The following is a 17,478-nucleotide window of genomic DNA, read 5'->3' on the forward strand; positions in this document are numbered from 1 at the left end:
AGCGTAATCCCAATCCCCATGCTAATCATCGCCAGCACCGTTTGCGGCTCCCTCACCTCACGAATAATCATCGGTGAAAATCCGGCGCTCAGGCAAACGCGCTGTAAAAATGCCCAGTCGGTATGAATGGAGGGCATTGTGACAAAATATTCATTTCTCAACGCTTCCAGCGGTACGGATCCACAGGCGGTAAGAGCATGTTCTTCCGGCATGGCCACCAAAAATGAGGATTCATGTAAGCGCAGGCTGGTAAATCCGGGAGAAGGTTCAGTAGCCATACGCCAAATTCCCGCATCCAGTTCACGTCTTTCCAGCATCGTCATCTGCATGGCAGGCATGTTCTCGCGAAACTGCACCTCAACGTTGGGATTTTCCTTCAGAAAACGCCGCATCACCGGACGCATTTTTCCCCACATTGCGGTACCAATGACGCCAAGCTCAATTCGGCCTGCCTCACCGCGACCAATCTGTTCCACTCGTGCCAGCGCCTGATTAGCACTGGATAACAGTCTGCGCGATTCTTCCATCAAAATTTTTCCGGCGTGGGTTAACGCCACGCTGCGGGAATGACGGATAAATAGCAACGTGCCGAGCTGCTGTTCCAGCTCTTTGATATGCGTACTGAGCGGCGGTTGCGACATATTCAGGCGAGCAGCAGCGCGTCCAAAATGCAGTTCTTCTGCGACGGCAAGAAAATAACGCAGTAACTTCAGATCGATGCGGTGCGTGCGTTCCATGGATAATGCGCTCCTGAGTGAAGAATAATGCGCAAAGTTACCACATTGCATCGCAGAAAATGAAACGGCGGGTATCAGAACCCGCCGCTAAAGGAGCATTAATGTGCCGGTGATTTCTGCGCCAGTCGTTCAGGCTCATGCTTATATTTAAAGAACAATGCAAAAATAACCGCCAGGACCAGCGCGTAAGCGGCAAACACCAGCCAGATAGTTTGCCAATCCTTGACGCCATCGACAGAAAAATAGTCCACTGCCATCCCGCTCAGGATTGAACCCACCCACGCGCCAATGCCATTTACCATCGTCATAAACAGCCCCTGGGCGCTGGCGCGAATGCTTGAGTCAACTTCCTGCTCGACAAATACCGACCCGGAGATGTTGAAGAAATCAAACGCGCAGCCGTAAACGATCATCGACATAAGCAGCAACACAAAGCCAAACGGGGACGGATCGCCAAAGGCAAAGAAGCCAAAGCGCAGCGTCCACGCCAGCATGCTCATCAGCATCACCGTTTTGATGCCAAAGCGTTTGAGGAAGAACGGGATAGTGAGGATAAAGCCCACTTCCGCCATCTGAGAAACCGACAGCAAAATGGAGGGATATTTCACCACAAAGCTGTTGGCAAACTCAGGGTTACGGGCGAAATCATGCAGGAACGGATTACCAAAGACGTTGGTAATTTGCAGCACCGCCCCCAGCATCATGGCAAACAAAAAGAAAATTGCCATGCGCGGATTTTTAAACAAAACAAACGCATCCAGCCCCAGCTTACTGGCCAGCGTGGCGGATTCTTTTTTCTCCGCAACCGGTATTTTCGGCAACGTCAGCGCATACAGAGCCAGCAGCAGCGATGCGCCTGAAGCGATATACAGCTGCGCGCTGCTCAGCTCCAGCCCCATTAAGCTGACCGTCCACATCGCCACAATAAAACCAATCGTGCCAAATACACGAATTGGCGGGAACGCGGTGACCGGATCCTGACCCGATTGTGCAAGGCATGAATATGAAACGCTGTTCGATAACGCAATCGTCGGCATATACGCCATCGCGTTAACCAACATCACCCAGAACATGGTCTGTGGATCGGTAACGGTTGTGGCGTACAGCAACACGCCAGCACACACCAGGTGACACAGCATATAAGCGCGCTCGGCACGCAGCCACTTATCGGCGATGATCCCCATAATGCCCGGCATAATAATCGCTGCCAGACCTTTCGAGCTGTAGACCATACCCACATTCGCGCCGGTAAAATCCAGGGTGTTAATCATGTAAGAACCCAGGGTAACCAGCCAGCTACCCCAGATAAAATATTGCAAAAACGACATGAGCTTTAAGCGAGATGCGATACCCATTTTTCCGTTCCTTGCCAAAAAAGTAAGACCCCGCAAGCGGGGTCATGTTTTAATTATTCAGGCCAGTTTGCGCAAAAAGCCGCAGATCAGATTGATAAAATTCTGCTGCGAGAGTTCCGCTGCCGCCAGCGTCTGCGCGTGAGATAACTTCACATCCCCCAAACCTTCCGCCAGGTTGGTGATGGCAGCCACCGCAACCACTTTCAGACCGCAGTGGCGCGCAGAGATAACCTCAGGCACCACCGACATCCCCACCACATCGCCGCCAATAATTTGCATCATGCGGATTTCTGCCGCCGTTTCAAAGTTTGGCCCCGGATAAGAGACAAACACCCCTTCGCTCAGCGGAAACCCTTCTTCTGCGGCGACGGTTTGCAGGATCGCACGATAGTCAGCATCATAGGCATTCGCCAGCGAAAAGAATCGCTCACCAAAACGCTCATCGTTAAGTCCCACCATCGGTGTACCCGGCATCGTATTGATGTGATCGCTAAGCGCAACCAGACTACCCGGCCCAACTTCAGGGCGGAGGGAGCCTGCGGCATTGGTACAAAATAACAGTTCACAGCCCAGCAGCTTCAGTGTGCGAATGGCATCGGTCATCACCGTCATGCCGCGACCTTCATAAAAATGCCCACGCCCTTTCATACAGGCCACTGGAATACCGGCCAGATTTCCCAGCACCAGCTCACCGGCATGACCATGTACGGTACTGACAGGGAATCCCGGCAATTTCTCGTAAGAGATGGCCACTGCATCCTCGATTTGATCCGCCAACGCGCCGAGGCCTGAGCCAAGAATAAAGGCTACGCGCGGCGTGAAATCGGGTTTGCAACTACGAATGATGTCGGCGCTGTACCAGGGATTTTGCGAGAAAAGAGAGTGACTCATGAGATGTCCTTAATACTGAGTAGTCGAAAATAATGTCGCGTACCGCACTGTTATAGCGAGACTACGCAATCGATTACCAATACCGTTTATCCCGACAACCGATAGTAAATCGGTATGGATGAGTCGCACTAAACCAGCCTGAAATCACATTTTTTTCGGGCCAGAAATGGCACAGAAATAGAGATACATGCAGATTTGGGATTTTTATTATTAAACTCTGCTCGGCCGTATTGTCGCTGAAGTTCTGTTCACTAATGCCGATACTCATGTTTTATGGCGTGAGGAATCCGTATGACAACTATCAACGTTTCCACCCCAACTGTTCAAAGCAGTAGCGGCGGAAAAGCACCAGCCGGGAATGATATCTCCGCACAGATTGCGCAAATCACCCAAAAGATAACCAAGCTAACCCAGCAGCTCAAAGATATCCCCAACAGCAGTGGCACTATTGAGCAGAAACGCGAGCAGCAGGAACTTATTCAGACCCAAATCAAGATGTTACAAGCCCAGTTGGATCAATTGTTGCGTCGGCAGGCCGAGGAGTCGCAGCAAAAGCAAAGCGCCGATCAGAGAAAAGCTGAAGGCATCAACACGGCTTCCGACCAACATCAGGTCGATATTTATATCTGATACAACGGATCGCGGGCACGACCGGCGGTTAATTCACTGGCCTGCATTCGCACCACGTCCCACAATGCCTGAGCGGCGGTTGAGAGAGAGCGATTTTTGCGCCGCGCCAACATCAGTTGTCGTTCCACAACAGGCGTCAGGCGCTTAACCTGCAAGTGGCTACCCTGCGGTAAGGGGAGCGCCAGTGCGGGCAGCACGCTGATGCCAATCCCCGCCTCCACCATTGGGAACAGCGTTGCCGGGTGTCCAATCTCCTGAACAATATTGGCATCAATGGAAAAATGGGCCAACGCCGCATCGATCAGCGGTCGGCTGCCGGAAGCGTAATCCTGTAACACCAGACGTTCGTGGTACAAATCCTGCCAGTTTACCCACTCACGTTGGGCTAACGGATGATCATGGCGACACAGCAGCAGGAACGGTTCGGACAGTACGGCTTCACACTGCAGATCGGTCACGGCACCCGGGTCAATCACAATGCCAAAATCCACCTCTCCCTGACGAATACTCTCCAGTACCCACTGCTGTGGCCGGTCATGCAGGACAAAATCGATTGCCGGATAAAGCTGGTTGCTCTGCGCAATACACTGCGGAATGAGATGCGCGGAAATCGTCTGGCTGGCAGCAACCCGCACCGTACCGGTTAACTGCGTTCCCACCTGGCCTGCTTCACGCAGCGTACTGTGCAGTTCATCCAGAATACGTTCCAGCCTCGCCGCCAACTGGTGCCCCGCCTCCGTCAGCACCACTTCCCGCGTTGTTCTATCTAACAACCGCACACCCGTCTGCCCTTCCAGCTCTTTCACGCTGTGGCTGACCGCCGACTGGCTTAAGCCGATGATATCCCCCGCCCGGCTAAAACTTTTGGCCTGAGCGACGGTGACAAAGATACGTAATTGACGCAAAGAATAATTCATCGATTCTATTCATATATAGATGCAATAAATCAATTTTATTTCTCAAACGGAAAAACGCAAAATGTTGCTACCGAATTTCAGGAGTCTTTATGAAACTTTTTCGTATTCTTGATCCGTTCACGATAACGCTGATTACCGTTGTTTTACTGGCGTCGTTTTTCCCGGCCGAAGGTGGCTTTGTGCCTTTCTTTGAAGGCTTAACTACCGCCGCCATTGCGCTGCTGTTTTTTATGCACGGCGCAAAACTCTCTCGTGAGGCGATTATTGCCGGCGGTAGCCACTGGCGTTTGCATCTGTGGGTGATGTGCAGCACGTTCGTTGTCTTCCCGGTGCTGGGCGTCCTGTTCGCCTGGTGGGCGCCCGTCAACGTTGACCCGATGCTGTACACCGGATTCCTGTACCTGTGTATTTTGCCCGCCACGGTGCAGTCGGCTATCGCCTTTACCTCAATGGCAGGCGGTAACGTTGCCGCCGCCGTGTGTTCCGCTTCGGCCTCCAGCCTGTTGGGTATCTTTCTTTCGCCGCTGCTGGTAGGCCTGGTCATGAATATGCATGGCGCAGAAGGCAGCCTGGAACAGGTGGGGAAAATCATGCTGCAGCTGCTGCTGCCGTTCGTGCTGGGGCATCTCTCCCGACCGTGGATTGGCAACTGGGTGTCAAAACATAAAAAATGGATCGCAAAAACGGATCAATCTTCCATTTTACTGGTGGTTTACTCCGCCTTCAGTGAGGCCGTGGTTAATGGGATCTGGCACAAAGTGGGGGTCGGTTCACTGCTGTTTATCGTGGTTGTTAGCATCATATTGCTGGCAATCGTGATTGCTATCAACGTCTTTGTCGCGAGGAAATGCGGTTTCAGCAAAGCTGATGAAATCACTATTGTCTTCTGCGGATCGAAGAAAAGTCTGGCCAACGGGATCCCCATGGCAAACATCCTGTTTCCGACATCGGTAATTGGTATGATGGTGCTGCCATTGATGATTTTCCACCAAATTCAGCTGATGGTGTGCGCCGTGCTGGCGCGTCGCTACAAACAACAGACGGACGCGCTGCAGGCGCAGCAGAAGAGCCGCGCCGCGAAGGCCTAAAGCGGGCGTTTCAGGGGCTGAACCAGCTGCGTCAGCCCCTCAGTTTTAATCAGCAGCGTGATTTGCATCAGCTCACCCAGTTTGCCCGGCGGAAATTCATCCTTACGGGCAAACCACAGCAGATACTCTTCCGGAATGTCAATCAGCCGACGCCCTTTATATTTGCCAAAGGGCATGACGGTATTGGCGATCTCTACCAGCTGCTCTTTTTCCATCTCAGGCACCCAGCAAGCGGATCATTTCAGCTTCGTCGATAACGGCAATGCCCAACTCCTGCGCTTTTGCCAGTTTAGAGCCCGCCGCTTCCCCCGCAATCACTAGATCGGTTTTCTTCGACACGCTACCGGCCACTTTTGCCCCCAGCTCGGTCAGACGCGCTTTGGCGTCATCGCGTGACATCAGGCTCAGGCTACCAGTCAGCACAATCGTTTTACCGGCAAACGGGCTGTCGATTTCTTCAGCGTTGATAACCACCGGCGCTGGCCAGTGAATCCCCTGCTCCAAAAGCTGGACGATCACCTCGCGGTTACTCTCTTCGGCAAAGAAATTAAACACGTGGGTCGCCACCACGATGCCGACATCCGGCACTTTTTGCAGCTCTTCAACAGAGGCGGCTTCCAGCGCGTCGAGCGTGCCGAAATATGCAGCCAGACCCGCAGCCGTCGCTTCGCCGACTTCACGAATACCCAGCGCGTAGAGGAAACGGGCAAACGTGGTCTCTTTCGCTTTTTCCAGCGCATTCACCACGTTTTGCGCAGACTTCGGCCCCATACGATCGAGGCCGGTCAGCTTACCGGCGGTCAGCGTGAACAGATCCGCTGGTGTGTGCACGTACTCTTTCTCGACCAGTTGATCGATAATTTTGTCGCCCATACCGTCAACATCCAGCGCACGGCGGGAAACGAAGTGTTTCAATGATTCCTTCCGCTGTGCCCCGCAGATTAAACCTCCGGTACAACGAGTAACCGCTTCTCCTTCCACACGCTCAACGTCAGAGTTGCATACCGGACAGTGGGTGGGAAACTCGATTTCGCGCGTATCTTCCGGGCGTTCGGAGAGTACGACGTTCACCACCTGCGGGATGACATCGCCCGCACGGCGAATAACAACTTTGTCGCCAATACGCAAACCCAGCCGCTCGATTTCGTCAGCGTTATGCAGCGTTGCGTTACTCACCAGCACCCCGGCAACCTGCACTGGCTCGAGGCGGGCGACAGGCGTAATCGCGCCGGTACGACCGACCTGAAACTCAACGTCGCGAACAAAAGTCATCTGTTCCTGCGCCGGGAACTTAAAAGCCACCGCCCAGCGCGGTGCGCGGGCAACAAAGCCCAGTTGCTCCTGCAGCGCCATGGAGTTGACTTTGACAACCACGCCGTCAATATCGAATCCAAGCGTTGGCCGGTCTTCTTCAACCTTATGATAGTAAGCGAGTACTTCCTCCGGAGAGTCGCACAACGTTACCCTGTTGCTGACCGGGAGGCCCCACGCTTTAAACTGCAGCAGGCGACCCAGATGGGTATCGGGCAGTTCGCCGCCTTCCAGCACGCCGACGCCATAGCAGAAGAAAGTAAGCGGTCGCTTCGCTGTAATACGTGGATCGAGCTGACGCAGTGACCCAGCCGCCGCGTTACGCGGGTTAGCAAACACTTTGTTGCCAGTGCGGCGGGCTTCTTCGTTGATTTTTTCAAACCCGGCCTGCGGCAAAAACACTTCGCCGCGCACTTCCAGGCGAGCCGGAATATTATCGCCACGCAGTTTTAACGGGATCGCGCGGATGGTGCGCACGTTCGAGGTAATGTCCTCGCCAGTCGTACCATCACCACGCGTTGCCGCGCTGACCAGCACACCGTTTTCATACAGGATACTGACCGCCAGGCCGTCCAGCTTAAGCTCGCAGCACCAGGTCAGTTTATCCGTGCTCTTCAGTCTGTCCTGAACGCGCTTATTGAAAGCGAGAAAACTCTCCTCATCAAACACGTTATCCAGCGACAGCATCGGCACTTCATGACGGATCTGGCTGAATGCCGCCAGTGGTGCGGCACCTACGCGCTGGGTGGGTGAATCGGGCGTGACAAGTTCAGGATGCTGCGCTTCCAGTTCACGCAGTTCGCGCAGCAGACGATCGTATTCCGCATCAGGAATTTCCGGCGCATCCATCACATGGTAGAGATACTCATGATGGCGAAGCGTGGTTCGCAGTTCTGTCAGTTGTTGTTCGATTGATTCCATATCGCACCATCAATGATAAAAAACCCCCGACAGGCGGGGGTTCAGAAAGGAGAGGTCACGCCAGAGGAAAATCAGGCGTGAGATTCTTTAACTTCGCGGATGCGGTCCTGATACTCGCGCAGTTTCTGCGGCGTCATCATACGACGTTGATCGTCGAGCACCACACCGCCCACTTCATCGGCAATGTGCTGTGCGGACTGCAGCATCAGCTTGAAGTTTTGCAGCTCGTCACCATAGGACGGAACCTGCATAAAGATAGTGACGCCCGGCGTGCTGAAATCGCCGGTCATCTCAGGGTCAAACGTCCCTGGGTTAACCATATTGGCAAGACTGAACAGCGACGGGCCACTACCATCCGGGCTGAGATGACGATGGAAAATATTCATATCGCCAAATTTAAAACCAGCCTGCTGAATGCTGTTGAGCAACACTTCACCGTTGAGCTCGCTGCCGTGATGCGCCGCAACGTTCATAATGATGACCGCTTCTTTACGCTGCGGTTTTTCAGCTACGGGCGCTTCTTCAACAACCGGTTCAGGCTGCGGTTGCTGTTCAACAACAGGCTCTGCTGGCTGGAAGGTCTGTGGCGCAGGTTGTGGCGCGGGCTGCTGAACCTGCGGCGCAACGGGCTGATGTTGCATCGGCTGCTGCGCAGGTTGCTGCTGAACAGGCTGATGTTGCACCGGCTGCTGCGGTTGTACGGGCTGCGGCGGCTGCTGAACATGCGGCGGCGGTACAGGCGCTTGTGCAGGCTGCTGCGCGTGTTGACGCGGCTGAGCAGACGCATAAGGCGGCTGGTACTGGTGTTGCGGCGACTGAGGAGGAACACCATGTTCCTGAGCGCTGCCGGGAGCATGATTCACACGATGCACGCGGACTTCGCCCACGCCTTCGTCTTCCTCGACGTTGTCGTCGTAGGAATCCTCGTCATCACGTTTAGACTTCATGCGTTTCAGTGGGCGATCGCGGAATATAGAAGACCGTTCTTTACGGCTAGTCCAGAAACCATGTACCAGTAAAGCGATTATGGCGATCGCGCCAACAATGATTAATATCAGACGCAAATCCTGCATCATTATATTCTCTGTTGTTCTAACACCTTGCCACCACGGCAAACATTTACTCACTAAGAGTATTTGCCGATTACGCCAAGTGCAAGTGCACTCTTGGCTTTCACGGCATAAAGATGAATAAAAACGTGCTTTTTGCTGTTTTTTCGAACATTTCTGAACAGCCTAACGCTCAACAACCCGGTAAGATACGCAAAGTTTACCAGAGCTCATATAACAAGGAGTATGTCCTGACCATGGTTTCATCATCTGCAGTTGTACCTCGCAGCGGTTTTTATTACTTTTCTCAGGGATGGAAACTCATCACTCAACCGGGAATTCGTCGCTTTGTTATCCTGCCTTTACTGGTGAATATTCTGCTAATGGGCGGCGCATTCTGGTGGCTGTTTACGCAACTGGACAGTTGGATCCCTGCGCTGATGAGCCACGTCCCGAACTGGCTACAGTGGCTTAGCTATTTGCTATGGCCGATTGTCACGATCTCCGTGCTACTGGTGTTTGGCTACCTGTTCTCTACCATCGCCAACTGGATTGCCGCACCGTTTAACGGCTTGTTGGCGGAACAACTCGAAGCCCGCCTGACAGGTGCAACACCGCCTGACACTGGCGTTCTTGGCATCATGAAAGATGTGCCCCGTATTATGAAGCGCGAATGGCAAAAGCTGGCGTGGTATCTCCCGCGCGCCTTTGTGTTACTGCTCCTCTATTTTATCCCCGGCGTGGGGCAGACCGTTGCCCCGGTACTGTGGTTCCTGTTCAGTGCGTGGATGCTGGCTATTCAATATTGTGATTATCCGTTCGACAACCACAAAGTGCCCTTTAAAGAGATGCGTATCGCCCTGCGCACACGCAAAGTCACCAACATGCAGTTCGGTGCGCTAACCAGTCTGTTTACGATGATCCCGGTGCTCAATCTGTTCATCATGCCGGTTGCGGTTTGTGGTGCCACGGCGATGTGGGTAGACTGCTATCGTGCTAAACACGCGTTATGGAAGTAATGCAAAAATGTGTAAAACAGGGGGGGCTTATGCCGTCCCTTATTCCATACTGACGTCGAATATTTCCTTTCTGAATATAGATATGCTAAATCCTTACTTCCCCATACTTTCTCAACAGGTATGCTGAAGCGGTATCCCAATTTCATACAGTTAAGGACAGGCCATGAGTAAGATTTTTGAAGACAACTCGCTGACTATCGGTCATACGCCGCTGGTTCGACTGAACCGTATCGGTAACGGACGCATTCTGGCGAAGGTGGAGTCACGTAACCCGAGCTTCAGCGTCAAATGCCGTATCGGTGCCAATATGATTTGGGATGCCGAAAAACGTGGTGTACTGAAGCCGGGCGTTGAGTTGGTCGAACCAACCAGCGGCAACACCGGGATCGCGCTGGCCTACGTTGCTGCCGCCCGTGGTTACAAACTCACCCTGACGATGCCAGAAACCATGAGCATTGAGCGTCGCAAATTGCTGAAGGCATTGGGTGCAAACCTGGTGCTGACCGAAGGCGCGAAAGGCATGAAGGGCGCGATTCAAAAGGCAGAAGAGATTGTTGCCAGCGACCCAGAAAAATTCCTGCTGCTTCAGCAATTCAGCAACCCGGCTAACCCGGAAATCCACGAGAAAACTACCGGCCCGGAAATCTGGGAAGATACCGATGGTCAGGTTGATGTGTTTATCTCTGGCGTAGGTACCGGCGGTACGCTGACCGGGGTGACTCGCTACATTAAAGGGACCAAGGGCAAAACGGACCTCATCACCGTTGCCGTTGAGCCGACAGACTCTCCAGTTATCGCCCAGGCGCTGGCGGGTGAAGAACTTAAACCAGGTCCACATAAAATTCAGGGCATCGGTGCAGGCTTCATTCCAGGCAACCTTGATCTGAAACTTATCGATAAAGTCGTCGCTATCACCAATGATGAAGCAATCTCTACTGCGCGTCGCCTGATGGAAGAAGAAGGTATTCTGGCAGGTATCTCTTCAGGTGCTGCCGTTGCTGCCGCGCTTAAGCTGCAGGAAGATGAAACCTTTACCAATAAGAATATAGTGGTTATTCTACCGTCATCGGGTGAGCGTTATCTGAGCACAGCACTGTTTGCCGATCTCTTCACTGAGAAAGAACTGCAACAGTAATGCCAGCATGTTAAAAACGCGTAAAAAAGCACCCTTTTGGGTGCTTTTTTGTGGCCTGCTTCAAAGTTTCAACCCACCTGGCATTGATTCAGCCCGCCGGAACTGGTATTTAACCAAACTAATTATTTTGATGCGCGAAATTAATCGTTACAGGAAAAGCGCTAGCTGAATCGATTTTATGATTTGGTTCAACTCTTCCTTTCGCGGCATAATGTTTAATGACGAACGAAACGTCAGCGGCAAGAAGTTGCCAGCAACGGATTGCACCGAACTCCTTTTGTGTCGCGTCCTGTTTACGTCGACGCTAACAATACAGGCTAAAGTTGAACCGCCAGGCTAGACTTTAGTTCCACAACACTAAACCTATAAGTTGGGGAAATATAATGTTCCAGCAAGAAGTTACCATTACCGCTCCGAACGGTCTGCATACTCGCCCTGCTGCTCAATTTGTTAAAGAAGCAAAAGGCTTTACGTCTGAAATCACTGTGACTTCCAACGGCAAAAGCGCTAGCGCAAAAAGCCTGTTTAAGCTGCAGACTCTGGGCCTGACTCAGGGCACCGTTGTTACCCTTTCCGCAGAAGGCGAAGACGAGCAGAAAGCAGTTGAGCATCTGGTTAAACTGATGGCTGAACTCGAGTAAGTTCAACGAGTTCTTTTAAATATCAGTCACAAGTAAGGTAGGGTTATGATTTCAGGCATTTTAGCATCCCCGGGTATCGCTTTCGGCAAGGCACTGCTGCTGAAAGAAGACGAAATCGTCATTGACCGGAAAAAAATTTCTGCCGACAAGGTTGATCAGGAAGTTGAACGTTTTCTGAGCGGTCGTGCCAAGGCATCTGCGCAACTGGAAGCGATCAAAACCAAAGCTGGTGAAACATTCGGTGAAGAAAAAGAAGCCATCTTTGAAGGGCATATTATGCTGCTCGAAGATGAGGAGCTGGAGCAGGAAATCATAGCCCTGATTAAAGATAAGCACATGACGGCTGACGCCGCTGCGCATGAGATTATCGAAGGTCAGGCCACAGCCCTGGAAGAGCTGGATGATGAATACCTGAAAGAACGTGCGGCTGACGTACGTGACATCGGTAAACGCCTGCTGCGTAACATCCTGGGTCTGGCAATTATCGACCTGAGCGCTATCCAGGAGGAAGTTATCCTGGTTGCCGCTGACTTGACCCCGTCAGAAACTGCACAGCTGAACCTCGAGAAGGTGCTGGGTTTCATCACTGACGCAGGTGGACGTACCTCTCATACCTCAATCATGGCGCGTTCTTTGGAACTGCCTGCCATCGTCGGTACTGGTAGCGTCACCTCTCAGGTGAAAAACGACGACTATCTGATTCTGGATGCCGTAAACAATCAGGTTTACGTCAACCCAACTAACGACGTTATCGAACAACTGCGTGCCGTTCAGGAGCAGGTTGCTACCGAGAAAGCGGAACTCGCTAAGCTGAAAGATCTGCCGGCTATCACGCTGGACGGACATCAGGTTGAAGTGTGTGCCAACATTGGTACCGTTCGTGACGTTGAAGGCGCTGAGCGTAATGGCGCTGAAGGCGTGGGTCTGTATCGTACCGAATTCCTGTTCATGGACCGTGAATCGCTGCCAACTGAAGAAGAACAGTTTGCTGCGTATAAAGCCGTTGCTGAAGCGTGTGGCTCTCAGGCGGTTATCGTCCGTACCATGGACATTGGCGGCGATAAAGAACTGCCGTACATGAATTTCCCGAAAGAAGAGAACCCGTTCCTGGGCTGGCGTGCCGTGCGTATCGCGATGGATCGTAAAGAGATCCTGCGTGACCAGGTTCGCGCTATTCTGCGTGCCTCTGCTTTCGGCAAACTGCGCATCATGTTCCCGATGATTATCTCTGTTGAAGAAGTGCGCGCACTGCGCAAAGAGATCGAAATCTACAAACAGGAACTGCGCGACGAAGGTAAAGCATTCGACGAAAGCATTGAGATTGGCGTGATGGTGGAAACACCGGCTGCGGCAACCATTGCGCGTCATTTAGCCAAAGAAGTTGATTTCTTTAGTATCGGTACCAATGATTTAACGCAGTACACCCTGGCAGTTGACCGTGGTAATGATATGATTTCACACCTTTACCAACCGATGTCGCCATCTGTTCTGACGCTGATCAAGCAAGTTATTGATGCTTCTCATGCTGAAGGCAAATGGACCGGCATGTGTGGTGAGCTTGCAGGCGACGAACGTGCTACACTTCTGTTGCTGGGGATGGGTCTGGACGAATTCTCTATGAGCGCCATTTCTATCCCGCGCATTAAGAAGATTATCCGTAACACGAACTTCGAAGATGCGAAGGTGTTAGCAGAGCAGGCTCTTGCTCAACCGACAACGGACGAGTTAATGACGCTGGTTAACAAGTTCATTGAAGAAAAAACAATCTGCTAATCCACGAGATGCGGCCCAATTTACTGCTTAGGAGAAGATCATGGGTTTGTTCGATAAACTGAAATCTCTGGTTTCTGATGATAAGAAAGACACCGGAACTATTGAGATTGTTGCTCCGCTCTCTGGCGAGATCGTCAACATCGAAGACGTGCCGGATGTAGTTTTTGCTGAAAAAATCGTTGGTGATGGTATTGCTATCAAACCAACCGGTAACAAAATGGTTGCTCCTGTAGATGGCACCATCGGCAAAATCTTTGAAACCAACCATGCGTTCTCTATCGAATCTGATAGCGGCATTGAGCTGTTTGTTCACTTCGGTATTGATACCGTTGAACTGAAAGGCGAAGGTTTCAAGCGTATCGCTGAAGAAGGTCAGCGCGTGAAAGTGGGCGACCCGGTTATTGAATTCGATCTGCCGCTGCTGGAAGAAAAAGCCAAGTCTACCCTGACTCCGGTTGTTATCTCCAACATGGACGAAATCAAAGAACTGATCAAACTGTCCGGTAGCGTGACCGTGGGTGAAACCCCGGTTATCCGCATCAAGAAGTAATTCTTGCCGCAGAGAAAAATGGCGCCGATTGGCGCCATTTTTTTATACACTTCATCCGCCATTAAATGTGCGCGGTCATCGGTCGATAATACGCTTCGCGCATCAGGATTTTCATGCCTTCCGGCCCGCTTTCCAGCATCCGTCGTTCCGAATCCGCCACCAACAACTCACAGTCGTAACCACCCGCAATGCCAAACATGGCCCGCGCCACGCAGATATCTTCCAGCGCTTCTTTCCCGCTGGTGTCAAAATGTCCAACCATACGCCCATTCTGGCGAACCACCAGCCGGTAACTCTTCATCGCGACTCCCCTGCCGGTGGCAGAATTAATTCATCACAACAGCACTGGTGCGTCCACGTCATCACTTCCAGTACGCGCTGTGCAGCGTCATGCGTGGCAGCAGTGAGTGGTTTCCCCAGCACGATACCGCTCACCAGTTCAGCGCAGAACAGATCGCCGGTGCCCTTCAGGTCCGTTTTCACCCGCGGATGGGCTAGCACCTCAACCGTTTCAGCTGTCACAACGGCAACCTGAATGACCTCCTCGGTTTCTCCCGGTGCGCTGGTGATCACCACCCATTTCAGCGTATCAGTGAGCAGCGATTTGGCTGCCGATATCGCTTCATCCAGCGTGCGACACGGTTTACCGCTCAATATCTGCAGCTCAAACACGTTTGGCGTCAGTCCCTGTGCCAGCGGTAACAGATGTTTGCGATACGCCTGCGGTATTTCAGCCTTTACGTACATGCCGCTGTCCGTATCGCCAATCACCGGATCGACCAGAATACACAGATCCGGGTGGGTAGCCCGAACGGTCTCCAGCCACTGTGCCAACAGAGCGATTTGTTCCGCACTGCCCATATACCCCGTGGTCACCGCTTTTAGCTCACGTAACGCATCGCGCTCATTTAAGGCGCGAAGATAGCCGCTAAACCAGTCGGCCGGGATAACACCACCATAAAAGGTCTCATAATGCGGTGTATTACTGAACAGCACCGTTGGGATCGCGGTGACGCGTAATCCCTGCGCTTTGATGGCTGGGACGGCGATACTGTTGCCTACGCTGCCATACACCACCTGTGACTGGACGGCGACAATATCGGTTTGTAACGCCCGATGCTTGTCGTCGAAGAGCACTGACTGAATATCACTCCCCTGCTCCATAAATCTCTCCTCTCGCTGGACAGCGGGCTAACGCCTCACTATTATCGTCATATGCTAAAATTCATTTTGTCATAGGTCAATAATGATCGACGGAAAAACCGCTAACGAAATTTTTGACAGTATTCGTCAACATGTCGCTACAGGCACGTTGGCAGCAGGAGAAACGTTGCCACCGGTGCGTGAACTGGCAACAGCATTGAACGTTAACCGTAATACTGTCGCGGCGGCTTATAAACGCCTTGTCACCTCCGGACTGGCGCAGAGCCTCGGACGCAATGGCACGGTGATCAAAGAAATTTCTGCCCCCGTTGCGCTGGAAGGTGGAAACCCGGATACCCCGCTTACCGACCTTTCCGGCGGTAACCCTGCGCCAACTTGTCTCCCCGATCTCAGCCGTTATTTCGCGCAAATAAATAAGAATCCACGTCTGTATGGCGATGCCGTCGTATCGCCTGAGCTTAAAACCTGGGCCACACGCTGGATGCAGGATGCCCTCCCTGGCGTGGGGGAAATTGATATCACCAGCGGTGCTATTGATGCCATTGAACGGCTACTGTGCGCCCATTTATTGCCGGGCGATAGCGTCGCGGTAGAAGATCCCTGCTTTTTAAGTAGCATCAATATGTTGCGTTATGCGGGATTCTCAGCGAGCCCGGTCACCGTAGACAACGAAGGCATGCAACCCGACATGCTGGAGGCTGCGTTACAAAGAGGTGCGCGGGCGGTGATCCTGACGCCGCGGGCTCACAACCCAACGGGATGCAGCCTGAGCGCCTCACGCGCGGCGCAATTGCAGGAAATTCTGGCCCGCTATCCGCAGACGCTGGTGATCGTCGACGACCACTTTGCTCTGCTATCTGCTTGCCACTGGTATCCGGTGATTGCGAAGGAAACCACGCACTGGGCGGTTGTCCGCTCGATGTCAAAAACGTTAGGACCAGATTTACGCCTGGCCATTGTGGCCAGCGATCCGGTCACTTCAGCGAAACTGCGGTTACGACTCAACTCCGGTAGCCAGTGGGTCAGCCATCTGCTTCAGGATTTAGCCTGCGCCTGCCTGAGCGACGAAGAGTATCAACATAAGCTGGTGCAGACTCAGCAGTTTTACGCAACACAGCAGCAAAAACTGACCACCGCTCTCAGAGGATATGGCATTGATCTGCCCGTCGCTGATGGTCTGAATCTGTGGCTGCCTCTGGCGCACCACAGTCAATCACTTGCTTTTGCCCTGGCAAAATCCGGTTGGCTGGTACGCGAAGGCGAGGTATTTGGTGTGAATACACCATCGCACGGTCTGCGCATTACGCTGTCAACATTATCAGACAGCGACATTGACAAGCTGGCGACTGATATCCATCAGGCGCAGAAGCGCTAACAGGAGAAAAAACGTGCGAGTTCATTTTGTTATTCATGAGTCTTTTGAATCAGCTGGCGCATACCTGCCCTGGGCCGAAGAACGTGGTTACGCCATAAGTTGGTCACGCGTCTATGCCGGAGAATCCGTTCCCGCCAGCGCCGACGGCTTCGATATGCTGGTGGTGTTTGGTGGTCCGCAGTCACCTCGCACCACGCTGGCGGAGTGCCCGTATTTTGACTCTCAGGCCGAGCAGCATCTGATCAACCAGGCGATTGCGGCACGTAAAATTGTGGTGGGGATCTGCTTAGGTTCACAGCTCATTGGCGAAGCACTGGGCGCGAAAGTATGTCAAAGCCCGGAAAAAGAGATTGGTCATTTTCCCATTACACTGACTGAAGCAGGTAAAGCGCACCCGCTGATCGCCCACTTTGGATCGCCGCTGATGGTCGGTCACTGGCACAACGATATGCCAGGATTAACCGACCAGGCGACAATTCTTGCCACAAGCGTTGGCTGCCCACGACAAATCGTACAATACGGTAATTTTGTCTATGGCTTTCAGTGCCATATGGAGTTTACCGCCGAAGCGGTCGAAGGATTAATTCAGCACTCTGAGCAGGAGTTAGCCGAAGCCAAAGGGAAGCGTTTCATCCGTTCTGTTGAAGAGATGCGCGCATGGGATTATCAGCAGATGAATGAGAAGCTGTGGCAGTTCCTGGATAAGCTTGTGGAAAAACGTAACGATTGATTATGGCAGGCCGGATAAGACGCTTTACGTCGTCATCCGGCGATCGTGCCGTACGTTTGCCTGATGGCGCTATGCTTATCAGGCCTACAAACTAAATCCCTAATCCCTGGTTAAAGTGCTCTTCGCCAAACACGCCGGTCGAAAGGTAGCGATCGCCGCGATCGCAGATGATCGCCACCACCACCGCTCCCG

The 17,478-nt window shown here is 52.6% G+C and carries 18 protein-coding genes and 1 pseudogene; 9 read left to right on the forward strand and 10 right to left on the reverse strand.

The features are described 5' to 3' along the window. From JTI85_RS15805 to xapA, 3 genes are all read right to left on the reverse strand, one after another. The coding region (locus JTI85_RS15805; protein ID WP_219352588.1) for a LysR family transcriptional regulator at positions 1 to 737 on the reverse strand (737 nt) is incomplete at its 3' end. Between the two features lie 98 nt (positions 738 to 835). Beyond that, the gene (locus tag JTI85_RS15810; RefSeq protein ID WP_101742267.1) at positions 836 to 2,092 is read right to left on the reverse strand and encodes a nucleoside permease; all 1,257 of its coding nucleotides are present in this window, start codon (positions 2,090 to 2,092) and stop codon (positions 836 to 838) included. A gap of 57 nt (positions 2,093 to 2,149) precedes the next feature. Continuing rightward, entirely contained in the window at positions 2,150 to 2,983 is an 834-nt protein-coding gene (gene xapA, locus JTI85_RS15815; protein ID WP_048210993.1) for a xanthosine phosphorylase, read from the reverse strand. Positions 2,984 to 3,274: 291 nt separating this feature from the next. Between xapA and JTI85_RS15820 the strand changes: the two genes are divergently transcribed. Next, entirely contained in the window at positions 3,275 to 3,613 is a 339-nt protein-coding gene (locus tag JTI85_RS15820; protein WP_048210992.1) for a FlxA-like family protein, read from the forward strand. Here JTI85_RS15820 and JTI85_RS15825 read toward each other — a convergent pair. Beyond that, positions 3,604 to 4,530 (reverse strand): LysR family transcriptional regulator, encoded by a 927-nt coding sequence (locus JTI85_RS15825; protein ID WP_048210991.1) that lies wholly within the window; start codon positions 4,528 to 4,530, stop codon positions 3,604 to 3,606. The genes JTI85_RS15820 and JTI85_RS15825 overlap by 10 nt on opposite strands. Positions 4,531 to 4,619: 89 nt before the next feature. On the opposite strand from JTI85_RS15825, the gene JTI85_RS15830 reads away from it, so the two are divergent. Further along, positions 4,620 to 5,618 carry a bile acid:sodium symporter family protein gene (locus tag JTI85_RS15830; RefSeq protein ID WP_061068297.1) on the forward strand — a complete coding sequence of 333 codons (999 nt, stop codon included), beginning with the start codon at positions 4,620 to 4,622 and terminating at the stop codon, positions 5,616 to 5,618. On the opposite strand, the gene JTI85_RS15835 is transcribed toward JTI85_RS15830, so the two are convergent. The 3 genes from JTI85_RS15835 to zipA form a co-directional block, all read right to left on the reverse strand. Further along, positions 5,615 to 5,833, reverse strand: coding sequence for a DUF3820 family protein (locus tag JTI85_RS15835; RefSeq protein WP_219351722.1), 219 nt, complete (start codon positions 5,831 to 5,833; stop codon positions 5,615 to 5,617). The two genes, JTI85_RS15830 and JTI85_RS15835, sit on opposite strands and share 4 nt — an antisense overlap. Before the next feature lies 1 nt (position 5,834). Beyond that, positions 5,835 to 7,850 carry an NAD-dependent DNA ligase LigA gene (gene ligA / locus JTI85_RS15840; RefSeq protein WP_101742265.1) on the reverse strand — a complete coding sequence of 672 codons (2,016 nt, stop codon included), beginning with the start codon at positions 7,848 to 7,850 and terminating at the stop codon, positions 5,835 to 5,837. Between the two features lie 71 nt (positions 7,851 to 7,921). Then, positions 7,922 to 8,926, reverse strand: a complete 1,005-nt coding sequence (gene zipA, locus JTI85_RS15845) for a cell division protein ZipA (protein ID WP_121584870.1) — start codon at positions 8,924 to 8,926, stop codon at positions 7,922 to 7,924. Positions 8,927 to 9,156: 230 nt separating this feature from the next. Between zipA and cysZ the strand changes: the two genes are divergently transcribed. From cysZ to crr, 5 genes are all read left to right on the forward strand, one after another. Continuing rightward, positions 9,157 to 9,918, forward strand: a complete 762-nt coding sequence (gene cysZ, locus JTI85_RS15850) for a sulfate transporter CysZ (RefSeq protein ID WP_086523404.1) — start codon at positions 9,157 to 9,159, stop codon at positions 9,916 to 9,918. Between the two features lie 163 nt (positions 9,919 to 10,081). After that, positions 10,082 to 11,053 carry a cysteine synthase A gene (cysK, locus tag JTI85_RS15855; RefSeq protein WP_003038091.1) on the forward strand — a complete coding sequence of 324 codons (972 nt, stop codon included), beginning with the start codon at positions 10,082 to 10,084 and terminating at the stop codon, positions 11,051 to 11,053. Between the two features lie 383 nt (positions 11,054 to 11,436). Continuing rightward, positions 11,437 to 11,694 carry a phosphocarrier protein Hpr gene (ptsH, locus tag JTI85_RS15860; RefSeq protein WP_002913505.1) on the forward strand — a complete coding sequence of 86 codons (258 nt, stop codon included), beginning with the start codon at positions 11,437 to 11,439 and terminating at the stop codon, positions 11,692 to 11,694. A 45-nt stretch (positions 11,695 to 11,739) separates the two neighbouring features. Then, a complete protein-coding gene (gene ptsI / locus JTI85_RS15865; RefSeq protein WP_005121951.1) occupies positions 11,740 to 13,467 on the forward strand; it encodes a phosphoenolpyruvate-protein phosphotransferase PtsI in 1,728 nt (575 codons plus the stop codon). Between the two features lie 40 nt (positions 13,468 to 13,507). After that, positions 13,508 to 14,017 (forward strand): PTS glucose transporter subunit IIA, encoded by a 510-nt coding sequence (gene crr, locus JTI85_RS15870; protein ID WP_000522253.1) that lies wholly within the window; start codon positions 13,508 to 13,510, stop codon positions 14,015 to 14,017. Positions 14,018 to 14,078: 61 nt separating this feature from the next. On the opposite strand, the gene JTI85_RS15875 is transcribed toward crr, so the two are convergent. Beyond that, positions 14,079 to 14,318 carry a cytoplasmic protein gene (locus JTI85_RS15875; RefSeq protein ID WP_101742264.1) on the reverse strand — a complete coding sequence of 80 codons (240 nt, stop codon included), beginning with the start codon at positions 14,316 to 14,318 and terminating at the stop codon, positions 14,079 to 14,081. Further along, positions 14,315 to 15,181 carry a pyridoxine/pyridoxal/pyridoxamine kinase gene (pdxK, locus tag JTI85_RS15880; protein ID WP_219351724.1) on the reverse strand — a complete coding sequence of 289 codons (867 nt, stop codon included), beginning with the start codon at positions 15,179 to 15,181 and terminating at the stop codon, positions 14,315 to 14,317. The genes JTI85_RS15875 and pdxK overlap by 4 nt, the downstream gene beginning before the upstream one ends. An 82-nt stretch (positions 15,182 to 15,263) precedes the next feature. Between pdxK and ptsJ the strand changes: the two genes are divergently transcribed. Next, positions 15,264 to 16,556, forward strand: a complete 1,293-nt coding sequence (ptsJ, locus tag JTI85_RS15885) for a transcriptional regulator PtsJ (RefSeq protein ID WP_219351726.1) — start codon at positions 15,264 to 15,266, stop codon at positions 16,554 to 16,556. A 13-nt stretch (positions 16,557 to 16,569) separates the two neighbouring features. Then, positions 16,570 to 17,286, forward strand: a complete 717-nt coding sequence (locus tag JTI85_RS15890) for a type 1 glutamine amidotransferase (protein ID WP_219351727.1) — start codon at positions 16,570 to 16,572, stop codon at positions 17,284 to 17,286. Positions 17,287 to 17,377: 91 nt separating this feature from the next. Here the strand turns inward: JTI85_RS15890 and cysM are convergent. Continuing rightward, a pseudogene (gene cysM / locus JTI85_RS21525) lies at positions 17,378 to 17,478 on the reverse strand (cysteine synthase B); the annotation flags it as partial.

Origin of the sequence: Citrobacter sp. Colony219 (assembly GCF_019382635.1) — a bacterium.
In the GTDB taxonomy this organism is placed as follows: domain Bacteria; phylum Pseudomonadota; class Gammaproteobacteria; order Enterobacterales; family Enterobacteriaceae; genus Citrobacter; species Citrobacter youngae.